10 protein-coding genes are annotated in these 20,493 nt (G+C 38.9%); 5 read left to right on the forward strand and 5 right to left on the reverse strand.

All coding sequences use genetic code 11. The annotated features are described in order from the left end of the window. Positions 1-8,367: retention module-containing protein (locus PVK62_RS10595; RefSeq protein WP_274449404.1), on the reverse strand; the 8,367-nt coding region annotated here is incomplete at its 3' end. A gap of 222 nt (positions 8,368-8,589) precedes the next feature. Here PVK62_RS10595 and PVK62_RS10600 point away from each other — a divergent pair. After that, the gene (locus tag PVK62_RS10600; RefSeq protein ID WP_274445413.1) at positions 8,590-8,940 is read left to right on the forward strand and encodes a DUF2750 domain-containing protein; all 351 of its coding nucleotides are present in this window, start codon (positions 8,590-8,592) and stop codon (positions 8,938-8,940) included. Positions 8,941-9,006: 66 nt separating this feature from the next. On the opposite strand, the gene glpT is transcribed toward PVK62_RS10600, so the two are convergent. Both glpT and PVK62_RS10610 read right to left on the reverse strand, forming a co-directional pair. Beyond that, positions 9,007-10,362 carry a glycerol-3-phosphate transporter gene (glpT, locus tag PVK62_RS10605; protein ID WP_274445412.1) on the reverse strand — a complete coding sequence of 452 codons (1,356 nt, stop codon included), beginning with the start codon at positions 10,360-10,362 and terminating at the stop codon, positions 9,007-9,009. A gap of 504 nt (positions 10,363-10,866) precedes the next feature. Further along, positions 10,867-11,508 carry a thiopurine S-methyltransferase gene (locus tag PVK62_RS10610; RefSeq protein WP_274445411.1) on the reverse strand — a complete coding sequence of 214 codons (642 nt, stop codon included), beginning with the start codon at positions 11,506-11,508 and terminating at the stop codon, positions 10,867-10,869. A 254-nt stretch (positions 11,509-11,762) separates the two neighbouring features. Between PVK62_RS10610 and PVK62_RS10615 the strand changes: the two genes are divergently transcribed. Further along, a complete protein-coding gene (locus tag PVK62_RS10615) occupies positions 11,763-13,133 on the forward strand; it encodes an L-cystine transporter (RefSeq protein ID WP_274449405.1) in 1,371 nt (456 codons plus the stop codon). A 155-nt stretch (positions 13,134-13,288) separates the two neighbouring features. Continuing rightward, positions 13,289-15,316 (forward strand): methyl-accepting chemotaxis protein, encoded by a 2,028-nt coding sequence (locus tag PVK62_RS10620; protein ID WP_274444834.1) that lies wholly within the window; start codon positions 13,289-13,291, stop codon positions 15,314-15,316. 284 nt (positions 15,317-15,600) lie between these two features. Here the strand turns inward: PVK62_RS10620 and PVK62_RS10625 are convergent, their stop codons facing one another. Next, positions 15,601-16,131 carry a 3'-5' exonuclease gene (locus PVK62_RS10625; RefSeq protein WP_274444836.1) on the reverse strand — a complete coding sequence of 177 codons (531 nt, stop codon included), beginning with the start codon at positions 16,129-16,131 and terminating at the stop codon, positions 15,601-15,603. Between the two features lie 90 nt (positions 16,132-16,221). Then, on the reverse strand, positions 16,222-17,739 hold the full coding sequence (locus PVK62_RS10630) for a sensor domain-containing diguanylate cyclase (protein WP_274444838.1): 1,518 nt from the start codon (positions 17,737-17,739) through the stop codon (positions 16,222-16,224). Positions 17,740-17,987: 248 nt separating this feature from the next. On the opposite strand from PVK62_RS10630, the gene PVK62_RS10635 reads away from it, so the two are divergent. Both PVK62_RS10635 and PVK62_RS10640 read left to right on the forward strand, forming a co-directional pair. Continuing rightward, positions 17,988-18,620, forward strand: coding sequence for a DUF2760 domain-containing protein (locus PVK62_RS10635; RefSeq protein ID WP_274444840.1), 633 nt, complete (start codon positions 17,988-17,990; stop codon positions 18,618-18,620). Next, on the forward strand, positions 18,620-20,440 hold the full coding sequence (locus PVK62_RS10640; RefSeq protein WP_274444842.1) for an Hsp70 family protein: 1,821 nt from the start codon (positions 18,620-18,622) through the stop codon (positions 20,438-20,440). The genes PVK62_RS10635 and PVK62_RS10640 overlap by 1 nt, the downstream gene beginning before the upstream one ends. Positions 20,441-20,493 lie beyond the last annotated feature (53 nt).

The raw sequence follows: 20,493 nt of genomic DNA on the forward strand, positions 1-20,493 counted from the left end.
TGTATCACCTTCGCCAAGAGCAATAACTTCTGGGATTGTTTTATCTAATGTGTAGGTCCACTGACCAGAATTATTAATAGAAAGCTCACCATACATACCTGACGTATCGGTTATATCCCAAGTATGGCTATCACTAGAATCTACATCTCCGTCATTCAAATTACCCGAAATTTTACCATCATCATCGGTATTTAACATTGAGCCAGTAAGTGTACCTGAAATGTCTGGTGCATCATTGGTGCCTGTAACATCAACTTTAAAGATCATCATTACAGGTTCACCATGCTCATCAACTACCGTTTTACCAAACTTATCGACAACGGTAACACTGAAAGTATCTGTAACTAGATCATCTTTATTTAATTGTTGAACGGCTGATGAATTATTATCAAGTACATATTCCCAGTTACCGTTATTATCTAAAGTTAGCGTTCCGTAGGTTCCAGAGCCTGAAACAAGGTTCCACGTTAAATCAGGCGTTAGCCCATCAACATCATCCAATGTGCCAGTTTGACTAAGTGGACTACCGTCTTCTGCAAAATCAATTTCTTCGACAATAAGAACCGTTTCAACATCATCTGCGACACCAGTTATCTTAATAGTAATTGAAGCATCTGTGCTTTTTGCACCTTTATCATCTTGAACAACAACATTAAAAAAATCTCGTTCAATTTGATCTGGCGTTAGTGCTTGAACTAAAGGATTATTATTGTCTAATTGGTAAGTCCACGCGCCTGTTAATTCGTTTAAAATTAGCAGTCCATAGGTACCTTGAACGGTGATAGTTCCATTTGTGGCATCACCATCTTCATCGGCGACTTTATTACCGTTTCCATCGGTTAAATACCAAGTATGAGTATCACATGAATCAGGATCACTGAGATCTAACTGCCCAGAAACTTCAATGCTTTCATCCTCAATAACTTCACCTAACTCTCCTAATAGCGGAGTATCAGTAATAATTTTGGGTGCATCATTGGTACCAACGATGGTTACATTAATCAGTACTTTCGATGTTTTCCCACAATCATCCGTTACTGTTACTGTCCATTTTTCATTAACCGTCTCACCTTCACATAGTGAATCAACATAAGGCTGTGAGTCATCAACATCGTAAGTCCATGTGCCATCGGGGTTAACAACAAGATCCCCAAATAATCCTCCATCAATAGGAGAAATACCCGATACACTAGTGATAGCACAACCAGGATCAAGTACTATTGTCCCGCTCCCGTCACCACCAATTGAGTGTCCATCGTCATCAACACCTTCTTCTTCGGCTATAATGTCTATCTCTTCATCATATGAATCGCCACCGCCACCGCCACCGCTACCAGAGTCGTTATTACCTTGAACGGTAATCACGACTTCAAATGGTTCAGAAACACCACCATCCTTATCTGTTGCTGTCACTAAAAACTTATCAAATTCAATATCATCAAAATTTAATGCATTTGTATCTTCGTCGCCATTATCTAACAGATAAGTCCATTGCCCATTAGCATCAATAGTTAATACACCATAAATGCCTCCGCCATCAATAACCTGCCAGCTAACCACTTCATCGCCAAGATCAACATCATCAGCAATTACATTACCTGTAACTTTAGTAAATTGGTTAGCAAATGTTCCAGCGACAAACTCTTGTGCATCTTCGATAACTGTTGCTGAATTATCTCCGGATACCACAGGTAAATCATTCGTACCTACAATAGTGAAATCAATTTGTTCTGTAACAAAGCCGCCATTCGTATCATGGGCAACGGCTGTGAAGGTCTCTGATATTGTATCCCCTTCATTTAAAGATTGAATCGCAGCAGACGTTTTATCTATTTCATAACGCCATGAACCATCGCTTTCAAGATAAAAAGTACCATAGTTACCAACATAGGTTCTCACTTCAAAAGAGGTACTATCTCCGTTATCCACATCGGTTGCTACAAGCTGACCTGTAACTGTATCAGGCGATGTATCTTCTATATACTCACCTGTTGCTCCATCTATAATTTCAGGTAGATCATTTGTTCCTTGAATCGTAATGACGACATCATCCGTTGATGCGACACCTTGTGAATCAGTCACTGTTACTGTAAATGTTTCGGTAAGAGTATCGTTAGGACCAAGCGCCTGAACTGCCAGTAATGAATTAGTTAAAGAGTAAGTCCATTTACCACTTGAATTCATGGTTAGCGAACCATACTGACCGACACCATTATCAAGGTTCCAACCGTGGACATCACCTATATCTGGATCGGATGTCTGTAATTGCCCTTCTATTACTGTTGTTTGATCTTCAATTACTGTACCAGTTAATGCGCCACTTAATACTGGCGCATCATTTGTACCCTCGATGGTAATTTTCACTTCAACTTCTGATACTTCACCAAATGAATCCGTAACTTTTACCATGATTGAATCGACAAGTTCTGCGCCTTCTTTTAGGCCATTAACAGAACCATTGCTGTTATTTAGCACATAAGTCCAATTACCGTCTTGATCAATACTAAATTGGCCATACTGGCCTGCTGCTCCGATAATTTCCCACTCGAGAACATCCGTTAAATCTAGATCCCCAGACTTCAATTCTCCTGTGATTTCATTATTTGCAGCGTCTTCTTTAATTTCACCAGTAGTATCACCAATAATGCCAGGTGAACTGTTTGTACCTGCAATATCAATAATCACTTCTATTTGGTTTGTACCGCCGTGCCCATCATCAACTTCAACAACAAATTTATCTTGTACTATTTGACCAGATGCAATCCCAATAGTGGCCGGTTTTGAATTATCAAGCTGATAAGTCCATTCACCTGTATTTGAATCAATACTTAAGGCACCGTATACACCTTCAGGAGTCATAATTGACCATGAATGAGTGTCAAGATGATCGATATCAACGGCTGTCAACTCACCGGTTGCAACATCTTTTCCTGCTGTACCTTCAATCGTACTTCCCGTTGTTGCACCCACTATAGAAGGCTGGTCATTATCACCAACAATGGTAATAATAATGTCTTTTTCAGTGCTTGCTCCACTGCCATCTTTTACGGTAACGGTAAAGGTATCTGTCGCTTCTTCACCTTCAGACAATTGTTGCACAGAGTCTTTATCATTACTTAAGATATAAACCCATTTACCGGAACCATCAATTGAAAGAGTACCAAAAGAACCGGTTTCTGAACTCAATGACCAAGTATGTGAATCTCCAATATCGGCATCATCGGGAGCTAACTGTCCTTCAATTTCAGTAATTACTGAGTCTTCTTCAATTTTTCCTGTCAACTCACCTGATAATTCTGGAATATCATTGGTACCCTTAACAGTGACTGTAACTGTAACTGTATCAATGGCACCATATTGGTCTTCAACTTGAATAATGTATTGCTCTGTCTCTTTTTGGTTAGCAAGTAACCCTTGAGTTGATGCTAATGTGTTGTCAATCGTATAGGTCCATTTCCCATCCGCACTTAATGATAATGAGCCATATTCACCTTGAGCATCAGTTAATAATGTCCAAGTATGAATATCAATTGTATCTACATCGCCATCTGTTAGTTGTCCTGATACGGACGGTTTATCATCCTCGGTAATTATTCTCTCAGTTTTACCTCCTATGATAGGAGCATCATTAGTACCCAATACTTCAACTTGAATTTGAATCGCATTTGTTCCACCATTACCGTCATCTACATTGATAGTAAAAGTCTCAAATTTTTGCTGATTTTCTGCGATCGCTTGTGTATTAGGATTTGTAGGGTCTAAGCTATATAACCAATTACCATCAGTATCAACAGTCATGTTACCATATTGACCTGTACCACCACCTTGTACTACCCAAGTATGAGTATCAGTAAAATCAACATCAACTGCCGTTAATGAGCCCGTTGCGGTTGGTATGATATCTTCTACTGCTGTTCCTGTAGTTCGGCCTGTTATATCTGGAGTGTCGTTAGTACCAACAATAGATACTTCAACCGTATGCTGTGCATATCCATTATTTCCATCACCAACAACAACGACAAAACTTTCAACTACCTTTTCATCTTTTGCTAATAGCTGAGCTTCATCATTTTTAAGAACATAAGTCCACTTACCCGTCGTAGCATCAATAGAAAAACTGCCTAATTTCGATTCTGACGCTCCAATAACAAACCAGTTATGTGTATCTAAATCATCGACATCTTCCACTATTAAGGTATCTGAAATCGTTTGAACGCCATCTTCAACGACGGCACCTGTATCATTACTATCTACAACGGTAGGTAAATCGTTAGTCCCTTCTAGTGAAATAACAATTTCTTTTTGTACGGTTCCACCTTGACCATCATTAACGGTAACGATGAATTTATCTTCTCCAGATTCTCCCTCGGCAAGATGTTGAGTTGCGTCTAACCCGTTATTGATGGTGTAAACCCATTTGCCGTTTGCATCGACAGTAATAGACCCATAGGTACCACTGACTGGTTGAACATCCCATGTATGAGTGTCACTTAAATCAACATCATCAACAATTAATTGGCCTTCTGTGGTTTCAATTGAATCTTCTTTTACTGAACCTGTAGCTTGACCTGATAATTCAGGTAAATCATTGGTTCCATTAATAGTAATTTCAACCGTTTCAGTAATCACACCACCTGCGCCATCACTTAATTCGACGGTGTAGTATTCTTTTATTGGATCATCTCCAGCACCAAGAGATTGTGCCGCATCATTATCTAGGGTGTATAACCAAACACCAGTAGCTGTATCAAGCGTAAACTTACCGTATGTACCCGTATCTGAACCGACGATATTCCAATTAAATGAACTTGTTGCATCTTCATCTGTTGCCGTTAATGTTCCTGTTGTCGTGAGTGTAATATCTTCAGTTACATCACCAACAGTATCGCCACCGATTACAGGAACACCATTTGTACCAACCACAGTGATCACTATTTCAATGGTATCGGTTCCTCCTTGGTTATCATCAACCGTTACCGTAAACTTATCTTCTACACTTTGACCTTCGGTTAATCCTTGGGTGGTCGATAATGTATTATCTATGGTGTACACCCATTTACCGGTTACAGGATCAATCGTAATCGAGCCATAAGTACCGCTATTACTGTCTACACTCCAAGCGTGAACATCGATTAAATCAACATCATCAACGGTCAATTGACCTTCTGCTTCTGCCTGGGTAACCGCATCTTCTTTTACTAAGCCTGTAGCTTGACCAGACACTACAGGGTCATCATTAGTACCTGTTATTTCAATAGATACAGTCTCTGTAGTTAACCCACCTTGACCATCATCGACTTGAATTTGATATTCAACAGTATGCGTTTCACCATTCGCTAATGCTTGAACTTGTGCCGCAGTGTTATTAAGAGTGTATTCCCATTTCCCTGAACCATCGGGATTCGTTGTTACCGCAATTGAACCGTATGGATCTGTATTAGAGGTCAGTAATGTCCATGTATGTGAGTCTAAAGTATCAACATCATCAGCAAATAGATCACCACTTGCACTTAACGCGGTCTCTTCGGTTACGCCTCCAGAGATCACTGATGATCCTGCAACACTCGGCAGATCATTAGTGCCGGTTACTTCTACCGTGATCGTATGAGTTTCAGTTCCACCTTTCCCATCATTGACAACAACTTCAAATGTTTCGGTTTTCAATTCACCTTGTGAGATCGCTTGAGTGTCTGCTTTTGTATTATCAAGGGTGTATGTCCATTTACCAGTGCCGTCTACAGTCAGTACACCAAAACTACCTGCACTATCAGTAACAGACCATGTATGGGTATCTGTGGCATCAGTATCGGTTACTTCAAGTTGGCCTTCTGCAATGGCTACTGAATCTTCAACAACTGAGCCGGTGTCTGTACCACTGATGGTTGGGCCATCATTTGAACCTGTGACCGTAATGGTGACTTCTTGAGTATCAATGCCACCGTGATTATCTTCAACTTGAACCGCATAGACGATATCAAGAGTTTCACCCACTCCCAGAGCAATTACACTTGCTGATGCACTGTTTAAATCAAACGTCCATTTACCATCACTATCAACAGAGAAGGTGCCTAAATCAGCATTAGAATTAGGTTGAACTGTCCACGTATGAGTATCTAGCCCATCGACATCATCGACCACTAAATCACCTGTAGCGCTTTCTGTTACGCGATGCTCAACCACACCAGCTATAACGGATGTGTTGGTAATTTCCGGCAGATCATTGGTGCCCGTAACTTCTACCGTTACTGTATGAGTAATTAAGCCACCTTTCCCATCATCGGCAACAATTTCAAATGTCTCCGTTTTAATTTCATCTTTAGAAATAGCTTGGGTAACATTTAAACTATCATCAAGTACATACGTCCACTTACCATCGCTATCTACACTTAGAGAACCAAACGCTCCTGCACCATCAGTAACAGACCATGAAACTGAATCATTTTGATCAGCATCTGTTGCAATAAGCTCCCCTGATACACTTGCCAAGACGTCTTCAACAACAGAACCCGTGTCTGACCCACTAATTACAGGCCCGTCATTTGAGCCGGTAATCGTAATCGTAACGTCTTGAAAATCTGTAGCGCCGTTATTATCAGTAACTTCAACTCGATATACGATATCAAGCGTTTCCCCTATGCCGAGTTCAATAACCGCGGTTGACATTGAATTAAGATCAAATGTCCATTTACCAGAAGTATCAACCGAAAAGCTACCTAATTCACTGTTTGAATTTGGTTGAATCGCCCATGTATGAGTATCCAGAGTATCTACGTCTTCAAAAACCAGATCGCCCGTTGAGCTTTCTGTCCCACGATGCTCTACAGCTCCTGAAATAACAGAGGTGTCAGTAATTTTAGGATGATCATTGGTACCTGTTACATCAATAGTAATAATGTGTGTGACTTGTCCTCCATTACCATCATCAGCGACAACTTCAAATGTTTCAGTTTGAGTTTCACCAAGTGATAATGATTGCGTAGACGATAAATTATTATCAATGCTATAAGTCCATTTACCAGTGCCATCAATAGCAAGCGTACCGTACGTACCTAGATTTGGAGCTGCCACCGACCACGATACCGAGTCGCCTTCATCAGCATCAATAGCTATTAATTGCCCATCAGCAGAATCAAGTAAATCTTCAACAACACGACCTGTGCTTGTGCCACTAATTACAGGTTCATCATTAGTACCATTAATCGTGATAACCACTTCTTGTTTAGCGATGCCACCATTACCGTCATCAACTTGAATGGTAAATGTTTCAGTAACCTTGTCGCCGACACCAAGCGCTTGAGTCTCATCACGAGAATTATCTAGCGCATATTCCCACACACCATTATTAATGGTTAGTACACCATACGTTGCATTACCACCTTCTAAAATAGTCCAAGTATGAGCATCAAGTGTATCTACATCTGCAACCGTTAATGTTTCACTAACAGTTGGATCTGCATCATCTACATCCCCTTCCGTTAACTCACCTACAGAAATTCCAGAGATAATAGGCTCATCATTAGTACCCACAATGGTTACGGTTACTTGCTGAGTTGATGTTAGATTTCCACCAGCAGATACCAATATTTCAAATACATCGGTAATTATCTGACCATTAGCTAAAGACTGAACAGACGATGCGCTATTATTTAGTGTATATTCCCATTGGCCTGTTGCTGGATTTAGAGAAAGCGTACCGAATTCACTTGTTGGGCTACCTGTGATTGACCAAGTATAAGAAAGGTTACTTTGAGGGTTTGTTACTGCTAATTGACCAGAAGATTCTAAAACTTCGTCTTCTTTTGTTATCCCTTCATTATTAGGGGTAATAATAGGTATTGCAGGAGGGGGGCTTCCATCTCCACCACTTAAGTTATCAATATACTCTTGATTATCATACGAAAATGTATTTGATGTTATAAAGTCAGTGGTCGCAATACTAGCATGATAATCATAATCAATAACCACAAAACCGTTATTCGCTGAATTACTACCTTCACCTGCCGCTGTTGCTTCCAAAATTTCAGTCGGATCTTCCCCTGCTAAGATTGCAGCCTGAATTGCGGTAATATCTATACCATTTGTGGATTGTGTAGGGTCAAGTTCAACCTTTCCATCAATAGGTTGTATTTGAAGAGGATCTTCTGGTTTCGTTTCATCAAGGCAGCTCAAGCAGTTTTTGTCAATCGTGACTAGTTTACCGTGAATTTGCACAGTAACTTTAGCTTCATAATCAGTAAACAAGACTGAGTCTTGTGCAAGGTTTTGTCCAACATTCACTTTTGTTGGAACCCCTGATTTATTTAACGAATAAGCATCGCCTTCAATTGTTTTTATTTCTACCAGGGAAGGAATGAGTGTCTCTTTCATATGACCACCTAAAATTCATTTAACCACATCAACAAATTAATTTTCACTTTAGTACCTTAATCATAGGATACTAATTATTAAAAGCGCAAATCCACAATGGTTAATTTATTGTTATAAACTTATTACTTGTTAGTTTTATAACATAATTTTTACTAAATTTAAGTATCAAAAATCTCATAATCCTTTATTATTTGTGATGTTTATTTTAATCGAGACATCATCATGAGCAAATTAACGTCAGATACCCAAGCAAACCTAGACCTTTTCATCGCTGAAACGAAAGAAACGCAGCTAGTTTGGAGTCTTTATAATGAAGAAGGTTGGATCTCTGTTGAGTCTACTGAATTCGAAAACTCTGAAGTAATGCCGTTTTGGTCTAATAAAGAAGATGCAGCATTTCACAATGTCGAAGAGTGGGCTGATTTCGAAGTAACAGAAATTCCACTAGATATCTTCGCTGAAGATTGGTTAGTTACTTTATCTGAAGATGGTGTTTTAGTTGGTACAAACTGGAACCAGCAACTTGAAGGTAAAGAAGTTGAAGCTACTGAGCTTGTAAAACTTTATCTATAAGATGTCATCTTAAATACGAAATAGTAAGGGCTGTAATTATTACAGCCCTTTTTTTGTCTTTGCTAATTACATTGCTGCTTGTTCTTTCGCTTTATGGTGTGCTTTTTCACCGATGAAAGCATAAAGTAAACATATAATAGACAGAATACAAGAAGCGACTAGGATCATGAAGCCACCATCCCAACCAAAATGGTCAACGGTATATCCTAAGATAATGTTTGCCGTTACCGCCCCACCAAGGTAACCAAATAACCCGGTTAAGCCAGCTGCTGTACCTGCCGCTTTTTTAGGAACAAGCTCAAGGGCATAAAGACCAATAAGCATAACAGGACCATAAATCAAGAAACCAATAGCCACCAAAGCAATCATATCAATTGTTGGATTACCTGCTGGGTTAAACCAATAAACCAACACCGCAATAGTCACAAGAGCCATGAATAGAATACCAGCAGGAGCACGACGCCCTTTAAATACTTTATCTGAGATCCAGCCACACAATAACGTTCCAGGAATACCTGCCCACTCATATAAGAAATACGCCCACGATGATTTATCTACCGTGAAGTCTTTTGCTTCTTTTAAATACACTGGAGCCCAATCAAGAACACCATAACGAATTAGGTACACAAAGGCATTAGCAATTGCAATCGACCAAAGTAACTTATTATTAAATACGTACTTAAAGAAGATTTCTTTTGCCGTCATCTCTGTTTCATGAGACTTATCATAATCATCTGGGTAATCATTTTTGTACTCTTCAATCGCAGGAAGACCACAAGATTGAGGAGTATCGCGCAGAGTCATCCACACAAATACAGCAACTAACGTGGCAAAAATTGCAGGAACATAAAATGCTGAGCGCCAATCATCGTTAAAAGCCCAAAGACCTAATAAGAAAAGAGGACCAATCAAACCGCCCCCCACATTATGTGCAACGTTCCATACCGATACCAGCTCACCACGCTCTTTACGCGACCACCAATGCACCATCGTTCGACCACAAGCTGGCCACCCCATACCTTGGAACCAGCCATTTAAGAACAATAGAATAAACATGGCTGTAATGCTATTTGTTGCCCATGGCATAAAACCAAAACAAAACATAACGGCCGCAGACATTAACAAACCAGCACTTAAAAAATAGCGCGGATTCGAACGGTCAGACACACTGCCCATTAAGAACTTTGAAAGACCATAAGCAATAGATACCGCAGCTAATGCAACACCTAAATCACCACGACTAAAGCCTTGTTCGATTAAATATGGCATGGCTAAGCTAAAGTTCTTACGAACTAAATAGTAACCAGCATAACCAACAAAAATACTGATAAACAATTGCCAACGTAAACGCGTATAAGTGCCATCTATCTGATTAGATGCGAGGCGTGCTATATGCGCTTGGGGTTTAAATATACCAAACATAGTTAACTCCATTATTATTTTGCGATGGTATCAATAGAAAAGCTCGAACGAGAAATAAAAAAGCTTCGTTCGAAAGCGGGAGCATTGTGCTTTTCTAAGAGCGATAATTCTGTGATCAGTTTGGCAAGTTCATAAATTGCAGGTATTTATATAAAAAATTAAATATTAACAATGCTATAAAAGTAAATTTCCATTATATATATGCCGTTTTAAAAAGTAGTTGCGATGTTCGTTCACACTTTATAAATATTAAGAAGTATACAAAAGAAACACGATATTATTCATAACACCTTCATTTTATAGGGCATAGAATAAGTTTTTTTGTATTACAGTTGGGATCATCATGAAGCGCACTTTCTATATAATAAATAAACAAAAGGTGACCAATCAACATGGTCACCTTTTTAGTTTATAAAGAAATTAATTCAACGCTTTTGTAATTACCATATCACGATGGATTCGTGCATTCATTGTATTAAGCCGTTTTCTATTTAAGCTACTTTTCTAACTCTCAATCAACCACACTTCTTCTGCAAAGCGTGATAATCCTTTTTTAATTTTAGGATGGTTCGCATCAGCTTCATCACGCTGCAAGCGAGTGATAGTCATACCAGAAAATAGTGAACGAACTTCGTCTTCAGGAACAGAGAATGGAGGTCCTGCCATTTCTGTTTGATCATAATCTAATGTTACTAATAAGATACGCCCGCCTTCTTTTAAGCGAGAGCGTAATACTTGTACATATTCTTCACGCATCTCTTTCGGTAGAGCAACTAATGCTGCACGATCATAAATCAGATCAGTCGCTTCAATTGGTGCCGTAAAATAATCACCAGAATAAATAGTTAACTCATCAAATTCATATAGCTCAAGAGTGCTAGTTAATGCAGTAACCGTTGGTGTATATAAGCGCTCAGCAAAGAAAGCACGCACGGCTATTTTACTTAGCTCAACACCCGTTACTGAGTTATGTTTTTCAGCAAGCCAATCGAGATCCATCGACTTACCACATAAAGGAACAAATACCGTATCACTACGTTGCGGCTTTAAGGTTGACCAATATTGGGTCAAAATTGGGTTTATATCTGGTAGGTGAAAACCAATTACATTACTTGCCCACTTACTTTCCCAGAATTCATGTTCCATTTACTTTTCCTTCCACTCACTTTTTATTATTTAGAAATGGTACCTCATCCCCCTATTCTGTTCTACAAATACTCAATTTATCCCCTTACTGCTTTAACCATAACCAAAAAATCAATGTATATTCCATTTGGTTATATATGATAACTTTTATCACTTACCTTACCGTCAGGCTTACCGTTATTATGCTTATAAATACAAAGGGCTTGTTTCAAATCGACACATAACGAGCGCACTAAATAAGCAGGAAAAGCAGTATGTCATTAGCCGTTATCATCAATTTGATCGTCTTTATCGGTCTTATCTTCTTTCTTAATACCCAACAACGTAAAGAATATACGCTGTCTCGCCTTGTTCTTATTGGCTTAATTTCTGGTAGCCTCTATGGTTTAGGCCTTCATGTAATTCATGGAGAAGGCAGTACTGTAATTAAGACGACGCTTGATTGGATCAATATTGTTGGTAGCGGTTATGTTGGGTTACTAAAAATGGTTATCATGCCATTAGTATTAGTCTCTATGTTTTCAGCTGTAGTAAAACTCGATAAGTCAGGCTCTTTAGGAAAGATTAGTGGCGTTACTATTAGTGTACTGTTAGTCACTACAATGATCTCTGCCTTAATTGGTATTGCAGTAACTCACACTTTTGGTTTAACTGCTGATGGTTTGACTGAAGGTGCTCGTGAAACGGCTCGAGTTGCGGTATTAGAGTCTCGCATTGGTCGTGTTAGTGACCTAACAATTCCTCAAATGCTAATCAGCTTTATTCCAACCAATCCATTTGCTGATTTAACGGGTACCCGTTCAACCTCTATTATTGCTGTCGTTATCTTCGCTATTCTTTCTGGTATCGCAGCTCGTAAAGTAAGCCAAGAAAAAGAAGAGTTAGCCGCTCCAATTAATACTTTTGTAGACGTAGCTCAATCAATTGTTATGCGTTTAGTTAAAATGATAATGGCACTAACCCCTTATGGTATCTTAGCGCTATTAACTAAAGTTGTTGCTACATCCAATGCTGCCGATATCTTAAATCTACTTGGTTTCATTGTTGCTTCTTATGTCGCAATTCTTCTGATGTTTGTTGTTCACGGTTTATTGGTTTCATTTGTTGGTGTAAACCCTGTTGATTACTTCAAGAAAATTTGGCCTGTATTGACGTTTGCATTCAGCTCTCGTAGCTCAGCAGCAACAATCCCACTAAACGTTGAAGCTCAAATTACTAAGCTACGTGTTCCACCGGCGATTGCGAATTTATCTGCCACATTTGGGGCCACTATTGGTCAAAATGGGTGTGCGGGTATCTACCCTGCAATGCTAGCGGTAATGGTTGCTCCAACAATGGGGATCCCAATTGATGCGCACTTTATTCTGTCTTTAGTTGCCATTATCACAGTAAGTTCATTTGGTATTGCAGGTGTCGGCGGCGGCGCAACATTCGCAGCATTAATCGTTCTTCCTGCAATGGGATTGCCTGTAACAATTGCAGCTCTACTTATTTCTATCGAACCTCTTATTGATATGGCTCGTACTGCTCTTAACGTCAGTGGTGCAATGACAGCGGGTACAATTACAAGCCGAGTTCTTGGTGAAAAAAGTACTGATGAACAAGTAGAAAGTGCACAAGCGTAATCTTCTATCAGTAATTAACTACTTATAAAACAAAAAGGAAGTCATTTGGCTTCCTTTTTTGATTCATAAAACTGACATCTTTTTGTAACCCTAACGTCATTCATCCTATTTACTATCTAATGCATAATTTCTTGTTCTATTTGTTTAGGTTATAGATGAAACCCTTTCAGAAATCCCCCATTTCATTGCTTCACGTCTTCACCCTATTATTAACCAGTATTGTTATCTGTTTTATCCTTCTCTCTTTAATTAGTAGCCGAGGCATTGATCGTGTTGGCCAGCAGTTCTCTCAACTCAGCCAAACGATGTTGCCCTCTGCTTTATCTAATGCTGAACTAACAAAAAATGTACTTCAACAAGTAAAATTCATGAATGACGGTTTGCATGTTAAAAACTCAAATGAGTTAACTAAAATACAAAGTATGATTACCGAGCTTCATCAACAATCAATAACAGAAATCCGTCAATTACAACAACGTTCATTACATCAAAATGGAGAGTTAACGATAAATCAAATTCATCAATTAAAAGCGCATATACAAACATTAAACATGCAATCATCACGCATCTTATCCATTCAAAAAAACACGCTTTTACTCTCTTCAAAAATCAAAGAAAAGATCCCGTCCTTGCGTTATGGATTAAGTTCGATTGGACCTGAAATGAATCGTATCAGTGCATTCCTAATTAATGATAATGCTAACGCTGATGATGCATCAACCCGCTTTGTATCTAGTGCTATGGCTTTAGAAACTACATTTTTAACCTTAATGGCTGAAGATGATATCGTAACGGCAGATAAATGGTATCGTGAAATTTATAATCGAATAGCGGCATTAGAGTTGGCTTATGATGATTTATCAATCGAGTACCCAGAGATTATTACTTACATGAGCTTAAGCGCCCCCTTAGAGATAGTGATGGATGAAATACGTCAAGATGAGTCCATCCCCAATCAACGACTTACCTTTTTGTCATTAGTAAAAGAACAAAAAGAGTTAATCTCTGCGGCTTCAGAGGCTTCCTTTCTTGCAACGACTCAACTCAGTAAGATTGCTCTTTCAATGGAGAAATCGTTAGCCCAACGAACTGAACTCGTCGACAATTCCATTGATGTTTTTAAGAAAATAATTTTAATCAGCAGTTGCTTTTTAATCACCGCTCTTTGGATAGCAGCTACCGGGATCCGCTCATGGATATCGGTTGGATTAAAAAATATCACCCACCATTTAAAGCAGCTTTCAGACCATAATTATAAACACAAGATTCCCGAGGTGGGTCCTGCAGAAATGCAAATAATAGCTAAAAATTTGAACAAAGTGATTGCCTCTACCACACACTCTATCGTTAATATCTCAAACAATTGTGATGTACTGTACCAAACCTCTGAAATCACAAGTAGTGTTTCTAATGATATTGAAGCAGGACTAACACAACAAAATGAAGCATTAATATCAATGGCTTCTATTGTGAGTCAGTTAGATTTATCTATTAGTGAAATTGCCCAGTTAACCCAAGAATCTCATCAAGAAACTCATAATGCGACGCAAGCGGCGGCGAATGGCGTAACCGTCATTGGCAGTAATAACAGCCGATTAACTCAATTAAATGAGGCGTTAAGTAAAAACGTAATCGCGATGGAAACCCTAGATCGTGAAGTGGATAAAATACAATCGATGGTTGGTGTAATTGCAGGTTTGGCAGATAATACTAACCTACTGGCATTAAATGCCGCGATAGAAGCAGCTCGTGCAGGAGAGCAAGGCCGAGGATTTGCAGTCGTTGCTGACGAAGTAAGACAGTTAGCTGGCAGTACGTCAGCCCAAACCCGTAATATTAGAGACACAATGTCTGCGTTATTGGATGCTGCAAATGAAGCAAAGTCGTCCATTGCTATTAGCCAGACTGAAATGTCACTTGCTTTAGCATCAAGTATGGACGTAAGTAAAACCTTTGAACATATATCAGACGCTGTCACCCTAGTCAGTGACCGGATCTCCCAAGTCTCAATCGCGACTGAAGAACAAGCTCAGGCCGCTACAGAGGTAAGCTGCAATATTGGTCACATAAATCGCCAAGGTGAAGAGATGGAATTACAGCTTAGTGCCTTTGTCGAGTCAACTGAAGAAGTTGCTGGCATCGCGTCACAACAGAAAGAATTAATACAAAATTATCGTTTTTAACACTAAATATCACATTAGAAAAACTAATCTTATAAAACAATTTTACTTGCTAGAAATAATATAATTTAGCTCTATAATGCGCGCCATACAGAGACGAAATACCTCGTCCTATTATTAAATTAAAAGGTGACGCTGCTATGGCTAAGAAAATCATAACTACAATCGCAATTGCTTATCAGCGTTCATTTGTTGAACTATACAAGCGTGATAATAAATAATCTCTTGTACAGAGATATAAAAAAGGAGCTAATTAGCTCCTTTTTTATTATCTAGAATAAAAATTTCTACAATATTTTCAATGCTAACTGTGCAAGATTGTAAGCATCAACATAGCCTGAATGCTGTCTGCCTTCCCACTCTATTCCCAGCTCTTCCATCGCTTTTCGTTGCCCCATACGTTCATTTTTCTTACGTGATTTAATGCGATAAATGGTCGCTAAATTCAAAAACTCACTAAATGGAATATCAATACCTTTTGCTTTACATTCTGCGTCAAGTATCTGCTCATCATGTCCCCATGCTGCATATATTTTATTGGTTCCACCGAAGTTCTTAATCATGGACTTCAATACATCAGCTAATGGGCGACCTTGCTTTTCTATTTTTCGAGGAGAGATCCCTGTCAGCTCAACACAAAACTTTGAAATCTCATCGTGTTCAGGTCTAACATAATATTGTGCACGCTTAACGACCTCACCTTTAGTCAAGTCGATCTCAGCTAACCCCACTTCAATAATCTCCCCTGTTGTTCCTTTGCCATCAACATTCCAACAGCACATTTCTAAATCAAAACAGACGATACGATTAAAGTTCATGGAGATCCTTGGTACTCAAAAAAAATAGGAGCGCTATTCTACCTAAACAAAAGACTAAGCGCGATACTATGCTAACTAACTGTTGAAAATTCAATCGTGGATTGTAACTTGATTTCGACCTTTCATCTTACTTTGATATAGCGCTTGGTCGGTCACTTTAATTAAACCTTCTGTTGTTTCGCCTTTCCATAAAGCAGCACCAAGACTGATAGTTTGTTTAATATCAAATCCATCAAACTGAGTTGGCGATTTAGCAACTACATGATGAATATCATTAGATATTTTAGTTAACGCTTCTATTGTCTCGATCTTAACCACTACCGAAAACTCATCTCCACCAAGTCGAGAAAATGAAGCCGATTCATCTAAATATTCAGACACTAATTGGCTAATATGGCACAGCACCTTATGCCCTTCAGGGTGACCATAAGTATCATTAATCTGTTTAAAGTTATCAATATCAAAACACAATAATGCAAATGAGGTTTTCTCTTCTATATTATCTCTAATTATGTCTCTGATCGCTCTTCGATTTAATAATCCAGAAAGGTCATCATGCATGGCTAAATAGTGTAACTCTTTAGTTCTTATTGCCAGTTGCTTTTCTATCCTATATTTATCACGAGTAACCATAAAAATAAGTGCTGCAATTAAAACAGAGATCGCCAAAGAACCAATAAACATCAAAAACAGAGTTAACCGTTGATAATCAGTCAGTTTCTCATTAGTTTTATATTCAATTTGCCATATACGATTTTCAATGTTTATACTATTTGTATAAATAAACCCACTAAAGTCATCCCAGAGTTTACTTTGAAACATGACTGGATCATCTTCAGCGTCAAAACCCGTATCAATAATACGAACAACTAAAGACTTACCTAATGATGTTGATGAAATCAAACGCTCAAAATAATTAGAAATACGAAGTACACCAATCATTACACCTTTTATATTTTGCTTATCAGTAGTAAACACAGGGTGGTAAACAAGCATTCCTGTTTTTGGTGCATTCTGTTTTAGGCTATCTTGCAATAATCGAACTTTATCTGACACGCTTGGACGCCCTGTTTTTATAAATTCATCAAGAACCAATTGAAAACGCTCACGAGACGAATAGAAGCCTAATAGTGGTATATTTACTTCATCTCTTGGATAAATATCGGTTGCAACATAAATTGGTTGATGATCTTTCATTACATAACCAAATGTTTTGGGCTGATCTTTAGGAACCGTATAAAGCTTAAATGAGGGGAACACTTTCTGAACACTTTTAGTATGTTGCTCAATTTCATCTTCTTGAACTTTTTGCATCCATTGCAATGACATCAGCCCTTCTGAACTAGAGAGTAATGAGCTAGCAAATAGTGGGAATTGCAACCAATCTTGTTTAGAACCGGATTGATAAAAGTTAGCCCCAGCACCAATAAAATCAATATCTTTTTCAATAAGAAGAGAGAGCAATATCGATTGGCGATCAGCCTCTTTAACGAAACTTTCTCTGTTATTGTCTAAGTCTGATTTATAGACAACCCTCATTGAAAGTAGGCTAAAAAAAAGAGCTAAGACAAAGCTGGCTATGACATAGAAATAACTATTTTTAAGCACATTCTTCCCTCAAATAATTGATCTGTTTTTTAATTCTAATCCTTATTAAGAGCGAACGAAACTAAATACCCAACAAAACTAAAATTTTATTATATTCACTGCATTCTGTTTAAAATAGCACCAAACGGCATCTGTTATCCATTTTTAAAACGCTTCTTTTATCTCTTATCCCTTGAATATGCTACACTTGGCCACAATTTAGTTAAAAATGTTTGGTGCATTGCACCCAAAAATATAGAGAATGAATTATGAATTTTGACGTAAATGCTATTCCTTCTACCTTCGATTTAGGTCACATCGTCCTATTCGGAACTTCTGCCTTATTCGTATTACTTTATGCTATGAAAAAAGGCAAAACTGTAGAAGTTGAAAAGATTGTTGAAATTGAAAAAGAAAAGATCGTTGAAAAACCAGTTGAGAAGATTGTCGAAATCGAAAAAGTAGTTGAAGTAGAAAAGATCATTGAAAAAATCATTGAAGTTGAGCCAAAAGTAAAAGCAACGACTCCAGAATCAGCTCTGCAATTATTGTCTCTTTTACAAAAAGAAGCGCGTTTTATCGACTTTATGCAAGAAGATCTTAAAGGCTTTGCAGATGCAGAAGTTGGCGCTGCAGCACGAGTGATTCATGAAGGCGGCCAAAAAGTATTATCAGAATACTTCACACTTACACCTGTTCGCACTGAAGAAGAAGAGTCTCGTTTATCAATCCCTGCTGGTTTTAACCCATCAGAAGTTCGCCTAACAGGTAATGTGGTTGGTGAAGCTCCGTTTAACGGCACACTTATCCACCGTGGTTGGAAAGTAGCAGAAGTGAAGCTACCAAAATTGGCTGACGGTTATGATGCAACAATTGTTGCTCCAGCAGAGGTTGAACTGTAATGGAACAAGCTAAATTCAGTATCGGTATCGATTTAGGCACAACTCACTGCGTGCTTTCTTATGTTGATTTACATAATGAAGAGGCAAGTGTTCAAGTGATGCCAATTCCTCAACTAACTGCACCTGGTCAAGTTGAAGAAAAATCACAACTGCCATCATTCATGTATCAAGCACATGACGCTGAGCTATTAGAGGGTGATACAAGCCTTCCTTGGACAACTAAACCAAATGCTATTGTAGGTAATATTGCTCGTAATCTTGGTAGCAAAACTCCAATTCGCTTAATTGCGAGTGCAAAAAGCTGGTTATGTCATGGTGGCGTAAACCGTCGTGATGCTTTTTTACCATTAAATAGTCCTGAAGAAGTGAGCAAAGCATCACCACTTGAAGTGACTAAACGTTATTTAGAGCACCTTCAAAATGCGTGGGATTTTCAAAACCCTGAGCACCCTCTAAATGAACAAGACATTACGATTACCGTTCCTGCATCATTTGACCCTGCTGCTCGTGATTTAACGGCTGAAGCGGCAAATAATCTTGGCTTCCGTAATCTTACGTTATTAGAAGAGCCACAGGCTGCAGTTTATAGCTGGATTAAAAACAACGGTGACGCTTGGCGTGATCAAGTTTCTGTTGGTGATGTGATTTTAGTGATTGATATCGGTGGCGGTACTACCGATTTATCATTAGTTGCTGTAACTGAAGAAGAAGGGAACTTGAGCCTAAACCGTGTTGCGGTGGGTGATCATATTCTTCTTGGTGGCGACAATATGGATTTAGCTCTGGCTTATCGTCTAAAGATGAAACTGGCACAAGAAGGTAAGCAACTGCAACCTTGGCAAATCCAAGTAATGACTCACGCTTGCCGAGATGCAAAAGAAGCGCTTCTTAACGATTCAGAGTTACGTGCAGTTCCAATTGTGGTTCCTAGCCGCGGGTCTAAATTGTTAGGTGGCACACTGCAGACTGAACTAACTCAAGAAGAAGTACAACAAACATTGGTAGAAGGTTTCTTCCCAGCTGTTCCTGTTACTGAACACCCAGTTCAATCTGCTCGTGGCGCATTGACTCAAATCGGCCTACCTTATGCACAGGATGCGGCGGTAACTCGTCATCTAGCTAGCTTCTTAACTCGTCAACAAGCAGCAACTGATGACGTTTTTGGTCAACAAAATGACGCTGATTTTATTAAGCCAACTGCGATCCTTTTAAACGGTGGTGTTCTAAAATCAAATCTTCTCGCTGAGCGTTTACTTGGCATTATTAATGATTGGTTAATTGACGCAGAAGCAGAAGATGCAAAGCTGCTTGAAGGTTTAGACCTTGATTTAGCTGTTGCGGCTGGTGCTTCTTACTACGGCTCTGTTCGTACCGGTAAAGGCGTTCGTATCCGCGGTGGTATCGCATCAAGCTACTATGTTGGTATCGAAAGCTCTATGCCTGCGATCCCTGGAATGGAACCACCAATGGAAGCTTTATGTGTTGCGCCATTTGGTATGGAAGAAGGCTCGCATGCTGATGTACCTAGTCAACAATTTGGTTTAGTGATTGGCCAACCTGTACAATTTAAATTCTACGGTTCAACAACTCGTCGTGACGATCAAGCAGGTACTCATCTTGATTTCTGGATGCCAGAAGAGCTAGAAGAACTTCCAACGATTCAAGTAACGCTTCCTGTTACTGAAGGTCGCTCTGCAGGTGAAGTGGTTCCTGTTCGTTTAGCGTCTAAAGTGACGGAACTTGGGACTCTTTATCTTGAAGCCATTGCTGCTGACAGCGGTGAGAAATGGCATGTTGAGTTTGATGTTCGTGAAGCATAATTTGGGTATTATTCTTCGCTAGTTACGCATCTTAAGAGTTCAGTCACCGTTAT

This window comes from Aliivibrio sp. S3MY1 (assembly GCF_028765575.1).
In the GTDB taxonomy this organism is placed as follows: domain Bacteria; phylum Pseudomonadota; class Gammaproteobacteria; order Enterobacterales; family Vibrionaceae; genus Aliivibrio.